Origin of the sequence: Inquilinus limosus (assembly GCF_002195995.1) — a bacterium.
Classification (GTDB): domain Bacteria; phylum Pseudomonadota; class Alphaproteobacteria; order DSM-16000; family Inquilinaceae; genus Inquilinus; species Inquilinus limosus_C.
On sequence record NZ_NHON01000002.1, the window covers coordinates 90,772 to 109,075 of the forward strand.

Consider the following 18,304-nt stretch of genomic DNA (forward strand, 5'->3'; position numbering starts at 1 on the left):
AACAGAGCCGCCCGAGTCAGGATTGCAAGTTCGCGATGTGATTGGTCACCGTGGTGATGAAGGCCCGCAGACGGTGAAGGCGCCTCATGTCGCGATGATAGCCCATCCAGATATCCCGGCCGGGTGGCTCCGCCGGCAGGTTGAGCCGGCGCAGCCCTGCCATCTGATTGCCGACGACTTGCGGCAGAACAGCGATACCGATGCCCAGTCTGCACATGCGCCCCTGCACATTCCGATTGTTCGAACGCAGGACGGGCCTCGCATTCGGGAAGCTCTCCTCGAGCCAGGCGATATCCGGGAACTGGCCCGTCGACGTCTCGTGGGTGATGAGCCGGAAGCCGGCTCCATCGCCATAGGCCGGCTCGGGGGACTCCGCCGCGACATAGGCACCATAGGCCAGTCGGATCAGCCGTCGCTGCACGACATCGGGCGTGTTGAACGGGACGATCCGGAACGCGATGTCGGCCTCCCGCTGGGCGAGGCTGAACAGGCGGGTGCCCGTCAGGATCTCGATATCGACGAGGGGATAGGCCTTGGCGTAATCGGCGATGATCGGCGGCAGGACGTAGGCGCCGAACCAGTCGGCGGACGATATGCGCAGGCTGCCCTGAAGGTCTTGCTCCTGCCCGGCGAGCCGCCGTTCCATGGCCAGGGCGCCTTCCTCCATCTGCTCCGCCATGGCGATGACGGCGTTGCCCTCCTCGGTCGGAATGAAGCCGTCGGCCGTTCGCTGGAACAGCGTATGGCCGGTCGCCTGTTCGAGGGCCCGGAGGCGACGGCCGACCGTCGGATGGCTCAGGTGAAGCGCGCGGGCGGCGCCGCCCAGCGTGCCGGCGCGGGCTATGGCCAGAAAAATCCGGACGTCGCTCCACTCCATCGGGCCGACTCACAAAAGTGAACAGAGATCGTTCGATACTGTCAGTTATCGTACAGATCTGATCGCCTAAATCCACCTGGTGCGGACGAGCCGCGCGTGAAGCAGGCCCTCGTCGGGCGCATCGCAGGAGGATTTGGTGAAGACCTGGCTGATTACCGGATGTTCGTCCGGCTTGGGGAAGCAACTTGCCGAGGCGGTCGCCGGGCGTGGCGACCGGCTTGTCGCCACCGCGCGTTCGGTCGATGCCTTGCGGGCGTTGTGCGGCCGTTACCCCGATACTGTGCGCGGCATCGCGCTCGACGTGACGCAGCCCGGCGCCGCGGCAGAGGCGGTCGCGCTGGCCGAGAGCGCCTTCGGCGGTCTCGATATCCTGGTGAACAACGCCGGATTCGGCTTCATCGGGGCGATCGAGGAGGGGGAGCCCGGCGAATACCGGCCGGTGTTCGAGGCGAATGTGTTCGGCCTGATCGAGACGACGCGGGCCGCGTTGCCGGCGCTCCGCAGGCGTGAAGGGGCCCGCATCGTCAATCTTTCCTCCGGCGCCGGTATCGCCGGTTCTGCGGGCAATGGCATCTACAACGCGACCAAGTTCGCGGTGGAAGGCCTGTCGGAAGCCCTGGCGGAGGAGCTTCGTCCCCTGGGGCTGAAGGTCATCATCGTCGAGCCCGGCCCCTTCCGCACCGAGTTTCTCGGCCGCTCGATCGTCGCCGCGGCGCGGGAGATCGCCGCCTATGCCGACACGGCGCATGCGAGGCGGCGGTATCGCCAGACCAACAATGGCAGGCAGGCAGGCGATCCCGCCAAGGCCGTCGCCGTGATGCTGCAGGCCATCGATACCGAGCATCCGCCGCTGCACCTCCCGCTCGGACCGGTCGCGCATGCGATCGCGGATCGGAAGCTGGAGAGATTCCGCGCCGACATCGCCGCCTGGCGCGACATCTCCATCGCCACTGATTTCGACACTCGGAGCTGAGGAGCCCGCTATGATCACCATGTACGTGACCTATGCCGGAAATGCCGACACGCCGTTCGACCGCGAGCACTGGATCAACGTCCATTTCCCGCTCGTGCGCGAATGCTGGGGACCCTACGGGCTCGAACGCCTCGCCGGCTTCTTCCCGCAGGGGGATGACGGCGGCCTGATCGCCATCGCGACCTGTGTCTTCCGGGACGAGGCGGCCATGAGAACGGCCCTGGCCTCGCCGGAAACGGCGCGGGTGATGGCCGACGTGGATCTGGTCACAGCCGTCAAGCCTCAGCGCAGCCTGGCCAAGCCGCTCTGAGCGGCGGCGCGACAGCCGCTGGAGCGACCTGGACGGGTCGGCGACGGCGACGTTCACCATCCAGAACGGAAGACATCCGTGAGCACCATGGAAGCGCACCCGGAAGCCCTGCCGCCCGCCCGGCCCCGGGGTGATGTTGCCTCGCCCGACCCGCGCCGCTGGGCCATGTTCGTGATCCTGCTGGTCGGCGCGTTCCTGCCGCCGCTCGACTTCTTCATCGTCAATGTCGCCCTTCCCTCGATCCGCGGGGAATTGGGCGCCGCGTCCTCTGCCGAGCAGCTCGTCATCTCCTCCTATGCCGCGTTCTATGCCGTGATGCTGATCACCGGCGGGCGCCTCGGCGATCTCTATGGTCGCGGCCGGGTGTTCTTCCTCGGGCTGATCGGTTTTGCCGCGGCGTCGCTGCTGTGCGGCTTTGCATGGTCGCCATGGGCGCTGATCGCCGGGCGCGCCCTGCAGGGCGTGACGGCGGCGGTGATGGCGCCACAGGCGCTCGCCTCGGTGCAGGCGATCTTCCCTGAAAGCGAAAAGCCGCTCGCGCTCAGCCTTTACGGCGCGGTCTTCGGCCTGGCCTCCGTGGTCGGCCAGGCGCTGGGCGGTATCCTGATTTCGCTCGATCTCATGGGCTTGGGCTGGCGGGCGATCTTCCTCGTCAACCTGCCGGTGGCGATCCTGGTCGTGCTGTTCGGCATTCCCCTGCTGAAGGAAACGCGTGCGCAAGACGCCCGCAAGCTGGACCTTGGCGGCACGGCGTTGTCGATGCTGACGCTGGGCGCGCTGATCGTGCCTCTGATCGAGGGGCGTGAGGCGGGCTGGCCGCTATGGTCCTGGCTGTCGCTCATGGCGGTGCCGGTGCTGGCGTGGCTGTTCTGGCGTTACGAGGCCCGGCTGGCACATGCGGGCGGCACGCCCCTGATCGATCCGGCCGCCGTGCGGGCGCCGGGGCTGGGCCGCGCGCTGCTGATCGCGCTGCTGTTCTACGCGATCGCGCCCTTCTTCCTGCTGTTCTCGGTCTATCTGCAGGACGCGCTGCACGCGACCGCGCTGGGCGCCGGCCTGGTCTTCCTGCCCTTCGGTGCGGGCTTCCTGCTGGGGCCGCTGGCGGCTCCCGCCTGCAGGCGCATTCTCGGCGCCTATGTCAATCCGGTCGGCATGGGGCTGGAGGCCGTCGGGTTTGTCGCCCTGGTCTCGGCCATCGTGGCGGCGCCGGCCGGCGTGCCCCCCGCGCCCGTGCCGCTTGCCGCCATCCTGTTCGTCATCGGTTTCGGGCAAGGGCTGGCGCTGCCGACCTTGATGCGGATGGTGACGGGCCGCGTCGCGCCGGCCTTTTCCGGCATGATCGCCGGCATCGCCGGTTCGACCCTGCAGGTCGGCACCGCGCTCAGCGTCGCGGTGATCGGCGGGATTTTCTACACCGTTCTCGATGCGCGCACCGATCCGGCGGTCATCACCCAAGCCTTCGTCGTCGCCATCCTCTGCATCGCCGCCTGCCTCGCCGCCGGCACGGGTCTCAGCATCACCCTTGCCCGGCGGCTCGCCCCGCTCCCGGGAGAGGAAGATGCGGATCGGCCATGTGGCCGACACCGTCTCGCCGGCGGATAGCGGGACTGTATTGGCGCGCCAAGACCGTGCGAGCCGACGTGACACGCGTGCTTCGCGAAAGGCTGTCGAACGCGGCATCGAGGCGCTCGCCAGCCGCGTCGACGTGGCGACCACCGCAAGCTGGAGATCTGCGAACTCATTCCTCCGCATCCATCGAGTGCGATACCGGGCATGCCGAGGCATGGTTGTGCGGGATGTCGGCGATGTCGCTATACGAGTCCGGACCTGAATTGCCGGCAGGGTTGACAGGAGTGACGGATGGATCGGCTGAAGGCGATGGAGACGTTCGTCCGTGTGGCGGAGGCCGGAAGCCTCTCCAGGGCGGCGAAAGCGCTCGGCCTGCCACGCTCCTCCGTCACCATGACGATGCAGCGTCTGGAGCATCACCTCGGCGTGCGGCTCCTGCATCGCAGCACGCGGCGGCTTAGTCTTACCGAGGAAGGGGAACTCTATGTCGAGCGCTGCCGTGCCATCCTGCTCGATGTCCGGGCTGCGGAGGACAGCTTGCGTCCGGACGGGCGCGTCAGCGGGCGCCTGCGGGTCGACATGCCGCCGGCCGTCGGTCGCTCGATTGTCCTGCCGGCGCTGGGTTCGTTCCGTGAGCGCTATCCCGATGTCGAAATGTCGATTGGCATGAATGACCGACTGATCGACCTCGTCCAGGAAGGCGTCGACTGCGTCATCCGCACCGGGGCACTTCCCGATTCGAGCCTCATGACCCGGCGCGTCGGCAGCTATCGCTGGGTGGTGTGCGCCTCGCTGGACTACCTGGAACGCCATGGCGAGCCACAGGACGTTGCGGCGCTCGCCGGCCACGTGCTGCTGGGCTATTCCTCGGCGCATAATGGCCGTCCCGACAAGTGGGTGATGAACGAAGGCGATGTCTCCCACGCCATCGAGCCGCGTGGATGCCTCGTGGTCGACGAGACCTTCGCACTGCTGGATCTCGCCGTAGGAGGCTTCGGGCTGGCCCGCCTCTCGGACTTCATCGTGGCCGACGATACTGTCAGCGGCCGTTTGCGCGAGGTGCTCGGCCGGTGCCGCTCCGACCACGTGCCGATCTCCCTGCTTTTCCCACCGTCGCGGCAGGCTTCGCCTCCGGTCCGGGCATTCATCGACTGGGTGACGGCACTGTTCGCCAGCCGCGGCTCATGAGGCACGGCCGCTCGTCGCGGTTATGGAGCGGCAGTTGGCGAGGCCAGCAGTGTCCTCAGATCGGCGATGACGTCCTGACGGTCGTCGCCGTCGGCGCGCGGGCTGGATGGTCGAGGCAGGCAGAAAGCTGGCAGCGAGCACGCTGATGATCGATCGCATGGGACGCCTGCGGAGTGGGGACGGGAGGGGCGACGCGTTAACCGCCGAGCGCTTCCGGCGTGATCGGCAGATGCCGGAGACGCTTTCCGGTCGCCGCGAAGACGGCGTTGGCGACAGCCGGGCCAATGCCGGACGTGCCGGCTTCGCCGACGCCGAAGGGAACGGTGCCGCTTTCGATGATGTGCACTGTGATCCGCGGCGCCTGGTCCATCCGCACGGCCGGGGAGCTGTCGAAATTTCCCTGCTCGACGCGCCCGTTTGCAAAGGTGATTTCGCCATAGAGGGTGGCAGAGATGCCGAACATGGCACCGCCCTGGATCTGCGCTGCGACGGTATCCGGGTTGATGACCTTGCCGCAGTCGACGACGGAGGTGACCTTCGTCACCCGCGTGGAGCCCCATTTGTCGATGGCCACTTCGGCGACATGGGCCAGGATGGTGCCGCCGAAATCCTGCAGGAGGCTGACGCCGCGGCCCATTCGCTCGCCCGCCTTGCCTTCGGGCAACGGCGCCCCCCAGCCCGATTTATCCGCCGCCATGTCGAGGACCGCGCGCAGCCGCGGATCGTCGGCCAGATGCATGCGGCGGAACGCCAGCGGATCGATACGCGCGGCGGCTGCCAGCTCGTCCATGAAACTGTCGACCACGAAGGCATTGTGCGTGGTGCCGACACCGCGCCAGAAGCCGGATCGATAGGCCGGGCTTTCGCGGCGCACATATTCAACCTGCATGGTCTCGAAGGCGTAGGGGCCGACCGCGCTGGTGATCGCGTCGGGATCGAGGCCGTCGCTGCGGATTGCGGCTGGCAGCCAGCGCGTCAGCGGCGAGGGACCGACGATTCGATGCGCCCAGCTGGTGATCCGCCCGGAGGCATCGAGGCCGGCCTTCAGCCGATTCAGATAAGCCGGACGATAGAAGTCGTGCTGGGTATCCTCCTCGCGGCTCCACACGATCTTCAGGGGATGATCGACCTGTCGGGCGAACAACACCGCCTGGGTGACGTTATCGGATTCCGCCCGCCGGCCGAACGAGCCGCCGAGATACTGGTTGTGGACCTCCACCTTTTCGATGGGCAGGCCGGCGGCCTTGGCGGCCGCTGCCTGCGCGCGCGTCGCCGCCTGGGTGCCGACCCAGACCTCGCACCTTCCGTCATGGAGATGGACCGTGCAGTTCAGCGGCTCCATCGGCGCATGGGCGATCATCGGCAGGCGGTAGGAGGCCTCGATGGTGTGCGCCGAGCCGGCAAAGCCGGCTGCCACGTCGCCGGCGGACGGGCCGCGCACGGCAACGTCGGACGCGGCCGCCTCCAGATCCGCGAACAGCGCCTTCGTCGAGAAACCGGCGTTCGGACCGTCGTCCCAGGCAATCACGAGGGCATCGAGCCCTTTCTTGGCGGCGGCCCAATGATCGGCAACGACGGCGACCGCATCGTCGATGCGCAGGACATCGCGTACATCGCCGATCTTGCGCGCGGCGCTATCGTCCAGCCCGGCGAGCCGCCCCCCGAGCACCGGCGAGGCCATGACAGCCGCCACCTTCATGCCGGGAAGCCGCACATCGATGCCATACTGCGCGGCGCCCCGCACCTTGGCGGCCGAATCCAGCCGCCTGTGCGGCGTGCCGATGAGGCGGAAGCCTCCCGTCTTCAGCGGGACATCATGCGGAACCGGCAGCGTCGCGGCGCGCTGGACGAGATCGCCATAGTCGATCCGCCGTCCGGTCGGCACGTGGACGACGGCGCCGTCCCGGGCCCGGCACGAGGCGGCGTCCACGCCCCACACCGATGCCGCGGCGGCAACCAGCATCTGACGCGCCGTCGCCCCGGCCCGCCGCATCGGTTCCCAGGCCGCCCGCATGGAGAGCGAGCCATCGGTCTCCTGATCGCCCATGATGGGGTTGGCATAGAGCGCGTCATTCGCCGGAGCGTGCACCACGGTGACGGCACCGAGGTCGATCTCGAGCTCCTCGGCGATCAGCATCGGGACGGAGGTATAGGTCCCCTGGCCCATCTCCACATAAGGCATGATCAGCGTCACCGCGCCGTCACGGGCGATCCGCAGAAAGGCATCGGGTGCAAAGACGACAGGCCCATCGGCCTGCGCGGCGTCGGGCTTGGCTGCGAGCGGTATGCCGATCATCAGCGCGCCGGCGGCAGTCGCTCCGGTGCCCAGAAAGGCGCGGCGGGAAATCTTCGCGTGCGACATATGCTTCATCATTGCCGGCCTTCCCGAACCGGATGACGTCGGGCCGCGACCTGCCGGATCGCATCCTTGATGCGGTTATAGGTGCCGCAGCGGCACAGATTGCCGGACATCGCCGCGTCGATGTCGTCGTCGGTGGGATGGGGGTTTTCGCTGAGCAGCGCCGTTGCCGCCATGATCTGCCCGGGCTGGCAATAGCCGCACTGGACCACCTCCATATCGAGCCAGGCCTGCTGGACGCGCCGGCCGGTCTCGGACGCGGCGACGCCCTCGATGGTGGTGATCCGCGAGGAGCCGAGTGAATCGATCGGCGTTTGGCAGGCGCGCGTCGCCGCGCCGTCGATATGGACGGTGCAGCAGCCGCACAGCCCGGCGCCGCAGCCGAACTTGGTGCCGATCATTCCCAATATGTCGCGCAGCGCCCAGAGAAGAGGCGTGTCCGGATCCGCCTCCACCCGCTGGATCGCGCCGTTGACGACGAGGTCGTAGGTCATGGTCCTGTCCCGCATTCGTGAGTGTCGCCGCGAGCTCCACGAATGGACGCGCCAGGTGATCCGTTGCGCGCCCGTGCCGGGGCTTCGGTCCTGATCACTAAATTGTTCGCGCCGTCATTCGGAAGGCGTCCGATGCCGGCAGGCATGTTCAGGTTATGTGAACAATATTCCGGTCATGCCGCTCACCCAGCCAGCGCGCCCCGGCCAAGATGGTCGGGCAGCGACGGGATCGCCCGGCCTGGGCCGCGGTGATGCCGAAGGTGTTGCTCATATACTCGTCGTCGGTCCAGGCGAGGTGCGGTTTCGGGGGGAGCCGGACGAGCTCCATCCGGTATTCCGCCTCGGCGGTCGCCGCCAGCCCGTTGCGGTCGCCGGTCGGATCGCTCTTGGCCTAGAGGCCCATCGCCCGTTGGATCGATTGCGTCAGATGGGTCTTGAGCGCCGCCTCGGCGGCGTCCGGATCCCTGGCCAGGCAGGCCTCGAAGATCTCCAGATGCTCCGCCATCGTCCGCCGCACCTTCGCCGCCGAGTAGGCGTAGTGATGATCGAGGCGGATCAGGCGGATGTAGTCCTGCGTCTGCAGGAACGCCCTGCGCAGGAGGGGGTTGTCGAGCGCGTCGATCGCGCCGAGATGCAGGCTGAGATCGACCTCCTCGATCCGGCGCGCCAGGTCGCGGTCGAGATCGGCGCCATCGACCCAGCCGATGGCCTCGCGATGCTGCGCGATCATGGCCTCGATCCGGTCGCGCGGCGCCGCCTCGGCGAAGTGCCGGATGGCGGGCGTCTCCAGGAACAGGCGCAGCTGGTAGGAGTTGCGGACCAGCGCCAGGTCCGGCTTGGCGATCTCGATGCCGGCGCGGGCCCGGATGGTCACCAGCCCTTCCGCCTGCAGCACCTGCAGCGCCTCCCGCAGCGGCCCCAGGGGCGAGCCGACGATCTCGACCAGCTCCGCCTGCGACATGAAGGCGCCGGGCTGCAGCCGTCGTTCGAACAGGGCTTCCTTGAACCGCTCATAGGCAATGCGGCTGAGATTCGGCGCGCCTTCGGAAGGGGTCGATGGGCGCTCGTCGGATGACCGTTTCAGCATCTGTCATTTGCCTGATGATTCAATTGCACCGTATAGAAATATCTGTTACCTGAGTTGATATATCAACAGCCGTCATCGAAAGGCGGTGCGCCGGAGGAGCCAGAGATGCGGCTGACCGACTTCACCCTGACCCGCTTCCAGTTTGCCCGTGACCGGGTGATCGGCGACAGCCAGGTCCGCATCGCCCAGGCGCATATCGGCGTGGTCGAGCTGCATACCGACGACGGGCGCACCGGCACCGGCTTCTTCCACAGCCTGTTCCATCCGCTGCCGGCGCTGGCCGAGATCGAGCGGATCTTCGCGGAGGAGGCGTGGCCCGGCCTGGCGGGGCAGGCGCCGGCGGGGCTGATCCACCGGGTCACCCGGCCGCGCGGCGGCAACAACCGCCGGACCTCGCTCGGCTTCGAGGAGGCGGTGGCCCAGGCGCTGTGGGACCTTGCGGCGCAGGAGGCAGGCCTGCCGCTCTACCGCTACCTCGGCGGCAGCGATCCCAAGGTGCGGGTCTATGCCAGCGGCCTGGATTTCCACCTGACCGACGGCGACTACGCCTCCCTGTTCCGGCAGGCGCGGGACCAGGGCTATCGCGGCTTCAAGATCAAGGTCGGCCATCCCGACATCGAATGGGATCTCCGGCGCCTGGCGATGGTGGCCGAGATCGCGAAGGGCCATGGGCCGATCATGGTCGACGCCAATGAGGCCTGGTCGCCGAAGGAGGCGATCCGGCGGCTCGACCAGTTCCGGCGCGCGGGGTTCGACATCCTCTGGGTCGAGGATCCCTGCCTGCGCGACGACATCGACGGCCTGCGGGAGATCCGCCTGGCCGCGCCGCATGTGCTGGTCAATTCCGGCGAGTATCTCGACCTGCGCGGCAAGCGCCGGCTGCTGGAGGGCCGCGGCGCCGACCTCCTCAACGTCCACGGCCATATCGGCGACGTGATGAAGGCTGGCTGGCTGGCGGCGGAGCATGGCGTCCCCGTGACGCTCGGCAACACCTCGCTGGAGATCGGGGTCCATCTGGCCGCGGCGCTGCCCGAGGCCGACTGGCTGGAATATTCGTTCCAGAACTATAACCACCTGGTCGAGGAGCCGGTCGCGATGCGCGACGGCTATGCCTTCGCGCCGGACCGGCCGGGCCATGGCCTGGTGCTGTCCGCCGAGGCCCGGGCCGGGGCGGCGCCGCAGGTGCTGCGGCCGGAGGAACTGCCGCCGGCCCCGGCATCGACGCCGATCCGGCTCTCGTCCTGACCAGATCCAAGAACAGAAAGCAGGGAGGACATGTCATGCTCGTCGATCGGCGCACATTGCTGCGGACGGCCGCGGCCGTCCCGGTTCTGGCGCTCGCGCCGCGCCTCGCCCGGGCGGCAGTGGAAGGCCGGATCAACTACTGGCACCATCTGACCAGCGAGAGCGAGTTCAAGGGGCTGGAGGCGGTGATGGCGCTGTTCCAGCAGCGCTACCCCGGCATCTCCCTGACCCAGGAGAACATCCCGAACCCGGAATACATGTCGAAGATCACCGCCGCGGTGGTCTCGGGATCGAAGCCCGACACGGCGATGGTGATCGCCGAGCGGGTCAACGACATGGTCGGGATGGGCGGGCTGATCGACATCACCGACCGGATCAAGGGCTGGGACAAGGCGGCGGCGTTCCCGGAGGATCGGTGGAGCGGGGCGAGCGTCGGCGGCAAGATCTACGGCATCCCGGCCTTCACCTTCGTCGACTGGATGTACTACCGGAAGGACTGGTTCGACGAGGCCGGCATCAGCGGGCCGCCGAAGACCATGGCCGAGTTCCAGGAGGCCGCGATCAAGCTGACCGATCCGGCGAAGGGCCGCTACGGCTTCGGCCTGCGCGGCGGGGCCGGCGGCTACCAGTTCGTGGTCGACATGATCGAGAGCTTCGGCTCGCCGATCGTCGTCGACGGCAAGCCGGCGATGGACAAGGCCAAGGCCGTCGAGGCGGTCACCTTCCTGTCGGAGCTGTTCACGCGGCACAAGGCCTGCCCACCCAGCGCGCCCAATGACAGCTACCGGCAGATCATGGAGGCGTTCAAGACCGGCCAGACCGCCATGGTCTGGCACCACACCGGATCGCTGGCGGAGATCTCCGGCGCGATGAAGTCGGGCCAGTTCATGACCGCGGCGCGCCCGGCCGGCCCTGCCGCCCACATCGCGCGGCTGACCTATCTGTTCAACGGCCTGATGTCGGACGCCAATGCCGATGCCGCCTGGGCCTGGCTGACCTTCTGGGCCGAGCCCGACGCGGCGATCGCGTTCCTGGAGCAGACGGGGTACTTCCCGGCCTCGCCGCAGACGGCGTCGGACAGCCGCATCACCGGCAATCCGCTCTACGGTGCCGCGGTCGAGACGACGAAGTTCGGCCGCCTGCCGCCCCGCTTCGTCGGGTCCGCCGGATGGGACGACAATGTCGTGCTGCCCGAATTCCAGAAGGTGCTGGTCGGCCGGAGCACGCCGGAAGCCTGCGTCGACGCCCTGATGACCGGCCTCGAGGCCGCCCTGCAATAGCGGCCGGGGCAGGGGCGGCGGCCGCGCCGCGCACCGCAAGACCCATGTTCGAGGGAGGCACCGCATGCGCATCGAGGACATCCGCTGCTGGGTGGTCGAGGCCGAGCACCCGGCGCATCCCTATCGCTGGCGCAAGGGGCTGGCCGGATCCGGCGACGGCACCCCGGCGGACCGCAAGCCGCTGAAGGCCGTGATCCGCATGGACACCGATGCCGGCATCATCGGCGCGATCGAGGTGGCCAACGCCTGGGGCGCGATGAGCCTCGTCGACCGGCGGCTGAAGTGCCTCGTCGGCGAGAACCCGCTCCTGACCGAAAGGCTGTGGACGCTGATCTGGGAGATCGACCGGATCGAGGAGATCCCGATGCCGCATCTCGGCATCGTCGACTTGCTCGCCTGGGACATCAAGGCCAAGGCCGCCGGGATGCCGCTCTACCAGCTGCTCGGCGGCCATGACCGCCGGGTGCCAGCCTATGCATCGACGGTCACCTGGGCTTCGATGGGCGACTATGAGCGGCACATCAAGGAGTGCATCGATGCGGGCTTCACCGCCTTCAAGCTGCATGCCTGGGGCGACGCGAAGGCGGATGCGGCGCTGTCGCGCAACCTCCGGCGCTGGGCCGGGCCCGATGCGGACCTGATGTTCGATGGGTCGGCCGGCTGGGACTATGTCACCGCCCTGCAGTTCGGCCGGGTGCTCGAGGCGGAAGGGTTCCTCTGGTACGAGGAGCCGATGCGGGAGTTCGAGCTCGGCTCGTACCGCAAGCTGTGCGACGCGCTCGACATCCCGGTCCTGGCGGCAGAGACGTCGGATGGCTGCCACTGGAACATGGCCAGCTGGATCCAGGCCGGCGCCCTCGACATGGCGCGGACCAGCACCTTCTACAAAGGCGGCCTGACCGGCGCGGTCAAGATCGCGCATCTGGCGGAGGCCCACGGCATGCGGGCCCAGGTGCACGGGATGGGCCTGGCCAACGCCCAGCTCTGCGCCGCGATCCGCAACAACGACTATTACGAGCAGCTGGTGATCTCAAGCGAGCAGATCGCGGGCCTGGGCGCGCTCGGGCCACTGGCGATCGAGGGCGGCATGCTCACGGTCTCCGACCGCCCGGGGATCGGCTTCGACTTCGACTGGGAGCGGATCGAGGCCACCGCCGTGGCGCGGGCATGACGGCGCTGGACCTGCCCGCGGCGCCGGCGCCGGCCCGCCGGCTCGGTCCTCTCGGCCGGCTGTCGGAGAGCCGGCGCTGGGCCTACTACCTGTTGCTTCCCAGCCTGGTGCTGATCCTGGCGGTCGTGCTGTACCCGACGCTGTGGGGCATGGTGCTCAGCGTCCGCGAGATGCGGCTCAACCGGGTCGACCTCGGCACCGGCTTCGTCGGCCTCAAGCACTATCTGGCCCTGGTCGGGGATCCGGTCTTCTGGCTGTCGCTGCAGAACACCGTGATCTGGGTCGCGGGGGCGGCGGCCGGCGAGCTGCTGCTCGGGCTCCTGACGGCGCTCGTGCTCAACACCAGCCTGCCGGGCTTCCGGGTGCTCGGGATCCTGGTGCTGCTGCCGTGGTTCCTGCCGAATGTCGTCGCCGGCCATATGTGGGCGCTGATGCTGGACCCGCGCCTCGGCGTGCTCAACGACATCCTGGTGCGCATCGGCATCCTCGGCAGCTACAAGGCATGGTTCGCGGACCCGGACACGGCGATGGCCGCCGCCATGGTGGTGGAGGTCTGGCACGGCTTCCCCTTCTTCGCGCTGCTGCTGCTGGCCGCCCTGAAGGGCATTCCCGGCGACCTCTACGAGGCGGCGGCGACCGACGGCGCCGGGCTGTGGCGCCAGTTCGTCCATGTCACCCTGCCGCAGCTCCGGGTCGTGATCGTGGCGACCGTGGTGCTGCGGGTCATCAGTCTGGTGAACTCGCCCGACATCCTGCTGATCCTGACCGGCGGCGGGCCGGGCCGCTCGACCCAGGTGCTGTCGCTCTATGCCTTCCTGAAGGCGAACAAGGAGTTCAACTTCGGCTATGCCAGCGCGTTGTCGGTGGTCATGTTCCTGCTGCTGATGGTGTTCAGCTACGCCTATGTGAAGCTCTCCAACGCGATGAGGGACTGATGCTTCGCAGCCGTACCGCCCGGCGGCGGATCCATGTCCTGCTCTGCTATGCCGCGGCATTGTCGATCGTGGCCTTCGCGATGTTTCCGGTGCTGTGGGCGCTGCTGACCTCGCTCAAGCCGGAATCGGACATCGTCACCGCGACGATCCAGTACATCCCGGATCGGGTGACGTTCGAGAACTATGTCGCGATCTGGACGCGGTCCAACTTCCCGACCCTGATCGCCAACAGTGCCGTGGTGACGCTGACGACCGTGGTGATCTGCGTCGTGATCGGGACGCTCGCCTCCTATGCCGTGGCCCGCTACCGCTTCCGCGGCCGGCGCGAGCTGATGCTGTTCTACCTGGTGGTGCGGATGTTCCCGGCGGTGATGATCATCGTGCCGCTGTTCATCCTGATGCGGAGCGTCGGCCTGCTCGACAGCCGCCTCGGCCTGGCCCTGGCCTATACGACGTTCCTGCTGCCGGTCTTCATCTGGATGATGAAGGGGTTCTTCGACGCGGTGCCGTCCGAGCTGGAGGAGGCGGCCCGGATCGACGGCGCCTCGCGCATCGGCGCGATGCTGCGGATCGTCCTGCCGCTCGTGTTGGGCGGGCTCGTCGCCACCGCGGTCTTCGTCGCGATCGGGGCGTGGAACGAGTTCCTGTTCGCGCTGATGCTGACGACCAGCACCGGGTCGCGCACCTGGCCGGTCGGGCTGCAGCTCATGGTCGGGGAGTTCCAGCTGCCCTGGGGCGCCCTGTCGGCCGGGGGCATCATCAGTATCGTGCCGGTCGTCGTGCTGTTCGCGATCGTGCAGCGGGCCATGGTCCGCGGCCTGACGGCCGGGGCGGTGAAGGGCTGAGCGGCGTTCCCGATCCGCGGTGGCCTTGTCACCTCGGCTTCCGCGCCTCGACATCGCAGTGTGCCCGGTGGAGGGGAAGCGGGTCATCGGGATCCCGGTTCACCAGGTGGCGTCGAGACCGAGCAGCCTCAGCGCCTCGTGCCGCAGCGCCGCCAGATGCGGGTCGCCGCGATGGCGCGGATAGGGGCGGTCATTGGCGATCTCGGCCGCGATCCGGGCCGGCCGGTCGCTCAGCACGATCACCCGGCTGGCCAGGATCAGCGCCTCCTCGATGTCATGGGTGACCAGGAGGGCGCTGAAGCCCTTGCGCCGCCACAGTTCGACCAGCTCGCCCTGCATGGTCAGGCGGGTGAGGGAGTCGAGCTTGCCGAGCGGCTCGTCCAGGATCAGCAGGCTGGGATCGTTGACCAAAGCGCGGGCCAGGGCGGCGCGCTGGGCCATGCCGCCGGACAGCTGGCGCGGATAGGCGCCGCCGAAGCCGGACAGCCCGACCAGCCGCAGCGCCTCGTCGACCCGGCCGCGCCGGCTGTGCAGCAGCCCCTGCGCCTGCGGCCCGAGGGCGACGTTGTCCCAGACCGTGCGCCACGGGAACAGCGTCGGGTCCTGGAACACCACGACGCGCGAGGGCGAGGTCGAGCGGATCGCCGCGCCGTCGGCGAGGATGGCGCCGGCGGTCGGCGGCTCCAGCCCCGCCACCAGCCGCAGCAGGGTGGACTTGCCGCAGCCCGACGGGCCGAGCAGGGCCACGAACTCCCCCGGCTCGATGGCCAGGCTGATGCGGTCCAGGACCGGCAGCGTCGCGCCCTCCAGCTCGAACTGGTGGCTGACGTCGCGGATCTCGATCCGGGCGCCCTCCACCAGGGCCCCGGGCGCCGCCTCGTGGATCGCCGCCGCTACCATCGCACCACCCCCTTCTGCCAGGCCAGCAGCCGATCGCGCAGCCGGAACAGCAGCGTGATCAGGCCGGAGAACACCAGCGCCATCACGATCAGCGCCGCATACATGTTGGAGTAGGAGGCCCAGCCCTGGGCCCATTGCAGGTACCAGCCCAGGCCCGACTTCACGCCCATCATCTCGGCCGCCACCAGCACCGAGAAGGAGGCGCCGAGGCCCATGAACAGGCCGACGAAGACATGCGGCAGGGCGGCCGGGATGGCGACGCGCAGGACCAGGAAGCGCTCGCCGGCGCCGAGCGTGCGGGCGACGTCGTAATAGGCCCGGTCGACGCTGGCGACGCCGGACCAGGTCAGGACGGTGACCGGGAACCAGGTGGCCAGGCCGATCAGGAAGACGGCGGCCGCCCAGCTGGATGGAAAGAAGAAGAAGGCGAGCGGCAGCAGCGCGGTCGACGGAATGGGCCCGAGCAGCCGCAGCACCGGATGCACCCAATAGCCGAGCTGACGCGACCAGCCGACCGCGACGCCGGTCAGGAAGCCGGAGACGGCGCCGAGGACATAACCGTTGGCCAGCAGCCAGAGGGAGTTCAGCAGGCTGTCCCCGAGGCGCGGCCAGTCATCGGCATAGACCTCGATCAGCGCCTGCGGCGGGGCGAAGAACGGGACGGGGAGGAGGGCCAGCTTGGCCGTCACCACCTCCCACGCCGCGAACAGCGCCGGCAGCACCACCAGCCAGGGGCCGGCCGGCCGCAGCCAGGCGAAGACCGGCCCCAGCCGCCGGCCCAGCACCGCCGTGGCGGCGAGCAGGGCGGCCAGGACGGCGACGCCGATCGCGAATTCGGCGGTATAGGCCCAGTCGGTGAAGCCGACCTTCCGGTTCGGCCATTGCCAGGTCAGGGCCGCCAGCGCCAGCCAGGCCGCGGCCGCGGCCAGCCCGGTGGTCCATAGGCGGTCCGGTGGCGCCGGGCGCGCGGCGGCCGTGGCCGGCGTGCCGGCCAGGCTTTGGTCAAGCGAGGACATCGGGGGCGATCACCTTGGCGAATTCGGTGGCGTCGGTGCCGGGCCGGATCACGTGGATCAGCTTCAGATCCTCGGTGAAGGCGGCGATCTCGCCGCGCAGATGGGCGCCGGTCGAGGCGTGGTTATGGGTGTGGCTGCGCAGGATCGCCTCGACGACCTCCGGCTTGACGTCGCCGGGGATGAAGGGGGCGAAGATCTGCGCCGTCTCGGCCGGGTTCGCCGCCGTCCAGTGCTGGGCGTCGATGAAGGCGCGGGCCAGCGACGCCGCGACCTCCGGCTCGTCGCGCAGCAGGCTGCCGCGGATGCCCAGCACGCAGCAGGTCTTGGTGGCGTAGTCGCCGTCCAGGTTGGTGGCGATCTCGGTCAGCCCGTCGCGCTCGCGCAGGAACCAGGCGTTCGGATCCTCGATCGCGACCGCCTGGACCTCGCCCTTCTTCACCACCTCGGGGAACAGGTCGCCGGGATATTGCCGCCAGTCGACCTGCTCCGGGTCGATGCCCTCCTTGGCCAGGCGGATGGCGAAGAAGTTCTTCACCGGGCTGGCCTGGTCGGTGACGGCGACCGCCTTACCGCGCAGGTCGGCGACCTTGGTGATGCCGGAGGAGGCGGAGGCCAACAGGCGCATGCAGCCGCCATGGGTGCCCACCGCGAGGCGGACGTCGAAGCCCTGCTCCAGCGGCTTCAGCCAGCGCAGCGCCATGCCGATGCCGCCATCGGCATGGCCGGTGGCGATGGCCTCCAGCAGCTGGTCGGTCGGGCCGCTGTACTGGATGTGCTCCACCTCCAGCCCGTATTTGCCGAAGAAGTCGCGTTTCAGCGCCACCGAGATCGGCGACTGGCAGACCGCCGTCTGGCTCCAGGCCAGCTTCAGCTTGCGGGGGGCTGCGGCCTGGGCCCAGGATCGCCGGCCCGGCAGCGCCAGGGGGGCGATGCTGCCGGCCGCCGCGGCCGCGCGCAGCAGCTTGCGGCGGGAGACGGTGCCGCAGCCGACGGCCGCGGCCGCGGGCGTGGGGGCGCGGTGGCCGGTCATGACAGCACGTCCTCGGTGACGGTTTCGGCGAACAGCGCCGGGTCGGTGCCGGAGCGCAGCACCTTCACCAGCTTCAGGTCCTCGGCATAGGCCTTGATCTCGGCTCTGAGCTCCAGCCCTGCCGGGTGGTGGCCATGGGTCAGGGTGCGCAGCACGGCGGTCAGGTCGGCCGCGCTGGCGGTCGACATCGAGGTGCAGATCTGCGCCGTCGCCTCCGGATGCTGCACCACCCAGTCCGACGCCTCCAGGATGGCGCGGCTCAGCGCCGCCGCGGTCGGCCGGTCGTCCTGGATCAGGCTGCCGCGGATGCCCAGCACGCAGCACACCTTCTCGCGATACTCGCCCGACAGGTTGGTGGCGATCTCGACCAGATCCGGCTGGGTCTTCTGCAGCAGATACAGGTTCGGGTCGCCATCGGCGATCGCCTGGATCTCGCCCTTCTGCACCGCCAGCCCCAGCAGGTTGGCCGGGTATTGGCGCCAGGTGATCTCGTGCTCCGGGTCGATGCCGTGCTTGGTCAGGTAGATGGCGAAGAAGTTCTTGCCCGGGCTGGCCAGATCGCTGACCCCGACGGTCTTGCCGCGCAGGCTCTCCAGAGTCGTCACCCCGGCGGCCTGGGAGCCGACCAGGCGCGAGCAGCCGCCATGTGAGCTGGCGGTCAGCTTGACGTCGAAGCCCTGCTCCAACGCCTTCAGCCAGCGATGCACCATGCCGATGCCGGCATCGGCATTGCCGGTGGCGATCGCCTCCAGTAGCTGGTCGGTCGAGCCGGCGAAATTGATCAGCTCGACGTCCAGGTTGTGCTTCTCGAAGATGCCCTGGGTCACGGCCACAGGGATCGGCGACAGGCAGATCGCGGTGGCGTTCCAGGCCAGCTTGACCGGCACCGGCTGCGCCGGGGCCGCGCTCTGGGCCCAGACCCGGGTGCCGAGCGCCGACAGCGGCGCCGCGGCCGCGGCCAGGCCGGCGGCCTGCAGCACGTCACGGCGGGACAGGTTGAATCGTGGCATGGACCATCCTCCTCG

General features: G+C 68.8%; 17 protein-coding genes. 9 read left to right on the forward strand and 8 right to left on the reverse strand.

The window, feature by feature from the left end; all coding sequences use genetic code 11:
* Positions 1 to 16 precede the first annotated feature (16 nt).
* Positions 17 to 877, reverse strand: coding sequence for a LysR family transcriptional regulator (locus BWR60_RS01965; RefSeq protein ID WP_088149319.1), 861 nt, complete (start codon positions 875 to 877; stop codon positions 17 to 19).
* Between the two features lie 136 nt (positions 878 to 1,013).
* Here BWR60_RS01965 and BWR60_RS01970 point away from each other — a divergent pair, with 136 nt between their 5' ends.
* The 4 genes from BWR60_RS01970 to BWR60_RS01985 all read left to right on the forward strand — a co-directional run bounded on the left by BWR60_RS01970 (position 1,014) and on the right by BWR60_RS01985 (position 4,917).
* Positions 1,014 to 1,850, forward strand: a complete 837-nt coding sequence (locus BWR60_RS01970) for an oxidoreductase (RefSeq protein ID WP_088149408.1) — start codon at positions 1,014 to 1,016, stop codon at positions 1,848 to 1,850.
* A 10-nt stretch (positions 1,851 to 1,860) separates the two neighbouring features.
* Complete coding sequence (locus BWR60_RS01975; protein WP_088149320.1) at positions 1,861 to 2,160, forward strand: EthD family reductase; 300 nt, start codon at positions 1,861 to 1,863, stop codon at positions 2,158 to 2,160.
* An 87-nt stretch (positions 2,161 to 2,247) separates the two neighbouring features.
* Positions 2,248 to 3,762 (forward strand): MFS transporter, encoded by a 1,515-nt coding sequence (locus BWR60_RS01980; RefSeq protein ID WP_230982924.1) that lies wholly within the window; start codon positions 2,248 to 2,250, stop codon positions 3,760 to 3,762.
* Between the two features lie 258 nt (positions 3,763 to 4,020).
* Positions 4,021 to 4,917, forward strand: a complete 897-nt coding sequence (locus BWR60_RS01985; RefSeq protein ID WP_088149322.1) for a LysR family transcriptional regulator — start codon at positions 4,021 to 4,023, stop codon at positions 4,915 to 4,917.
* Between the two features lie 196 nt (positions 4,918 to 5,113).
* Here the strand turns inward: BWR60_RS01985 and BWR60_RS01990 are convergent, their stop codons facing one another.
* The 3 genes from BWR60_RS01990 to BWR60_RS02005 form a co-directional block, all read right to left on the reverse strand.
* Positions 5,114 to 7,291, reverse strand: coding sequence for a xanthine dehydrogenase family protein molybdopterin-binding subunit (locus BWR60_RS01990; protein WP_230982922.1), 2,178 nt, complete (start codon positions 7,289 to 7,291; stop codon positions 5,114 to 5,116).
* The gene (locus BWR60_RS01995; protein ID WP_088149323.1) at positions 7,288 to 7,770 is read right to left on the reverse strand and encodes a (2Fe-2S)-binding protein; all 483 of its coding nucleotides are present in this window, start codon (positions 7,768 to 7,770) and stop codon (positions 7,288 to 7,290) included. The genes BWR60_RS01990 and BWR60_RS01995 overlap by 4 nt, the downstream gene beginning before the upstream one ends.
* Positions 7,771 to 8,161: 391 nt before the next feature.
* Complete coding sequence (locus BWR60_RS02005) at positions 8,162 to 8,857, reverse strand: GntR family transcriptional regulator (protein WP_088149325.1); 696 nt, start codon at positions 8,855 to 8,857, stop codon at positions 8,162 to 8,164.
* Positions 8,858 to 8,962: 105 nt separating this feature from the next.
* On the opposite strand from BWR60_RS02005, the gene BWR60_RS02010 reads away from it, so the two are divergent.
* From BWR60_RS02010 to BWR60_RS02030, 5 genes are all read left to right on the forward strand, one after another.
* Complete coding sequence (locus BWR60_RS02010) at positions 8,963 to 10,102, forward strand: mandelate racemase/muconate lactonizing enzyme family protein (protein WP_088149326.1); 1,140 nt, start codon at positions 8,963 to 8,965, stop codon at positions 10,100 to 10,102.
* Positions 10,103 to 10,137: 35 nt separating this feature from the next.
* Positions 10,138 to 11,382 (forward strand): extracellular solute-binding protein, encoded by a 1,245-nt coding sequence (locus BWR60_RS02015; RefSeq protein WP_088149327.1) that lies wholly within the window; start codon positions 10,138 to 10,140, stop codon positions 11,380 to 11,382.
* A gap of 64 nt (positions 11,383 to 11,446) precedes the next feature.
* Positions 11,447 to 12,553: an enolase C-terminal domain-like protein gene (locus BWR60_RS02020; RefSeq protein WP_088149328.1), complete on the forward strand. Its 1,107-nt coding sequence runs from the start codon at positions 11,447 to 11,449 to the stop codon at positions 12,551 to 12,553.
* Positions 12,550 to 13,488, forward strand: a complete 939-nt coding sequence (locus BWR60_RS02025; protein WP_088149329.1) for a carbohydrate ABC transporter permease — start codon at positions 12,550 to 12,552, stop codon at positions 13,486 to 13,488. The genes BWR60_RS02020 and BWR60_RS02025 overlap by 4 nt, the downstream gene beginning before the upstream one ends.
* Positions 13,488 to 14,333 (forward strand): carbohydrate ABC transporter permease, encoded by an 846-nt coding sequence (locus BWR60_RS02030; protein ID WP_088149330.1) that lies wholly within the window; start codon positions 13,488 to 13,490, stop codon positions 14,331 to 14,333. Before BWR60_RS02025 ends, BWR60_RS02030 begins: the two co-directional genes overlap by 1 nt.
* 99 nt (positions 14,334 to 14,432) lie before the next feature.
* Here the strand turns inward: BWR60_RS02030 and BWR60_RS02035 are convergent, their stop codons facing one another.
* Genes BWR60_RS02035 through BWR60_RS02050 form a run of 4 tightly spaced genes read right to left on the reverse strand, consistent with a single transcriptional unit; the run spans position 14,433 to position 18,289 of the window.
* Entirely contained in the window at positions 14,433 to 15,233 is an 801-nt protein-coding gene (locus tag BWR60_RS02035; protein ID WP_088149331.1) for an ABC transporter ATP-binding protein, read from the reverse strand.
* Positions 15,227 to 16,249, reverse strand: coding sequence for an ABC transporter permease (locus tag BWR60_RS37970; protein WP_088149332.1), 1,023 nt, complete (start codon positions 16,247 to 16,249; stop codon positions 15,227 to 15,229). Before BWR60_RS37970 ends, BWR60_RS02035 begins: the two co-directional genes overlap by 7 nt.
* Positions 16,236 to 17,279 (reverse strand): ABC transporter substrate-binding protein, encoded by a 1,044-nt coding sequence (locus tag BWR60_RS02045; RefSeq protein ID WP_088149333.1) that lies wholly within the window; start codon positions 17,277 to 17,279, stop codon positions 16,236 to 16,238. Before BWR60_RS02045 ends, BWR60_RS37970 begins: the two co-directional genes overlap by 14 nt.
* Complete coding sequence (locus BWR60_RS02050; RefSeq protein ID WP_088149334.1) at positions 17,276 to 18,289, reverse strand: ABC transporter substrate-binding protein; 1,014 nt, start codon at positions 18,287 to 18,289, stop codon at positions 17,276 to 17,278. Before BWR60_RS02050 ends, BWR60_RS02045 begins: the two co-directional genes overlap by 4 nt.
* Positions 18,290 to 18,304 lie beyond the last annotated feature (15 nt).

Bases quoted from the DNA above. Each gene is read 5' to 3' on its own strand.
- BWR60_RS01965 (WP_088149319.1), bottom strand. From the start codon at position 877: ATGGAGTGGAGCGACGTCCGGATTTTTCTGGCCATAGCCCGCGCCGGC.
- BWR60_RS01975 (WP_088149320.1), top strand. From the start codon at position 1,861: ATGATCACCATGTACGTGACCTATGCCGGAAATGCCGACACGCCGTTC.
- BWR60_RS01980 (WP_230982924.1), top strand. From the start codon at position 2,248: ATGGAAGCGCACCCGGAAGCCCTGCCGCCCGCCCGGCCCCGGGGTGAT.
- BWR60_RS01985 (WP_088149322.1), top strand. From the start codon at position 4,021: ATGGATCGGCTGAAGGCGATGGAGACGTTCGTCCGTGTGGCGGAGGCC.
- BWR60_RS01990 (WP_230982922.1), bottom strand. From the start codon at position 7,291: ATGATGAAGCATATGTCGCACGCGAAGATTTCCCGCCGCGCCTTTCTG.
- BWR60_RS01995 (WP_088149323.1), bottom strand. From the start codon at position 7,770: ATGACCTACGACCTCGTCGTCAACGGCGCGATCCAGCGGGTGGAGGCG.
- BWR60_RS02005 (WP_088149325.1), bottom strand. From the start codon at position 8,857: ATGCTGAAACGGTCATCCGACGAGCGCCCATCGACCCCTTCCGAAGGC.
- BWR60_RS02010 (WP_088149326.1), top strand. From the start codon at position 8,963: ATGCGGCTGACCGACTTCACCCTGACCCGCTTCCAGTTTGCCCGTGAC.
- BWR60_RS02015 (WP_088149327.1), top strand. From the start codon at position 10,138: ATGCTCGTCGATCGGCGCACATTGCTGCGGACGGCCGCGGCCGTCCCG.
- BWR60_RS02020 (WP_088149328.1), top strand. From the start codon at position 11,447: ATGCGCATCGAGGACATCCGCTGCTGGGTGGTCGAGGCCGAGCACCCG.
- BWR60_RS02025 (WP_088149329.1), top strand. From the start codon at position 12,550: ATGACGGCGCTGGACCTGCCCGCGGCGCCGGCGCCGGCCCGCCGGCTC.
- BWR60_RS02030 (WP_088149330.1), top strand. From the start codon at position 13,488: ATGCTTCGCAGCCGTACCGCCCGGCGGCGGATCCATGTCCTGCTCTGC.
- BWR60_RS02035 (WP_088149331.1), bottom strand. From the start codon at position 15,233: ATGGTAGCGGCGGCGATCCACGAGGCGGCGCCCGGGGCCCTGGTGGAG.
- BWR60_RS37970 (WP_088149332.1), bottom strand. From the start codon at position 16,249: ATGTCCTCGCTTGACCAAAGCCTGGCCGGCACGCCGGCCACGGCCGCC.
- BWR60_RS02045 (WP_088149333.1), bottom strand. From the start codon at position 17,279: ATGACCGGCCACCGCGCCCCCACGCCCGCGGCCGCGGCCGTCGGCTGC.
- BWR60_RS02050 (WP_088149334.1), bottom strand. From the start codon at position 18,289: ATGCCACGATTCAACCTGTCCCGCCGTGACGTGCTGCAGGCCGCCGGC.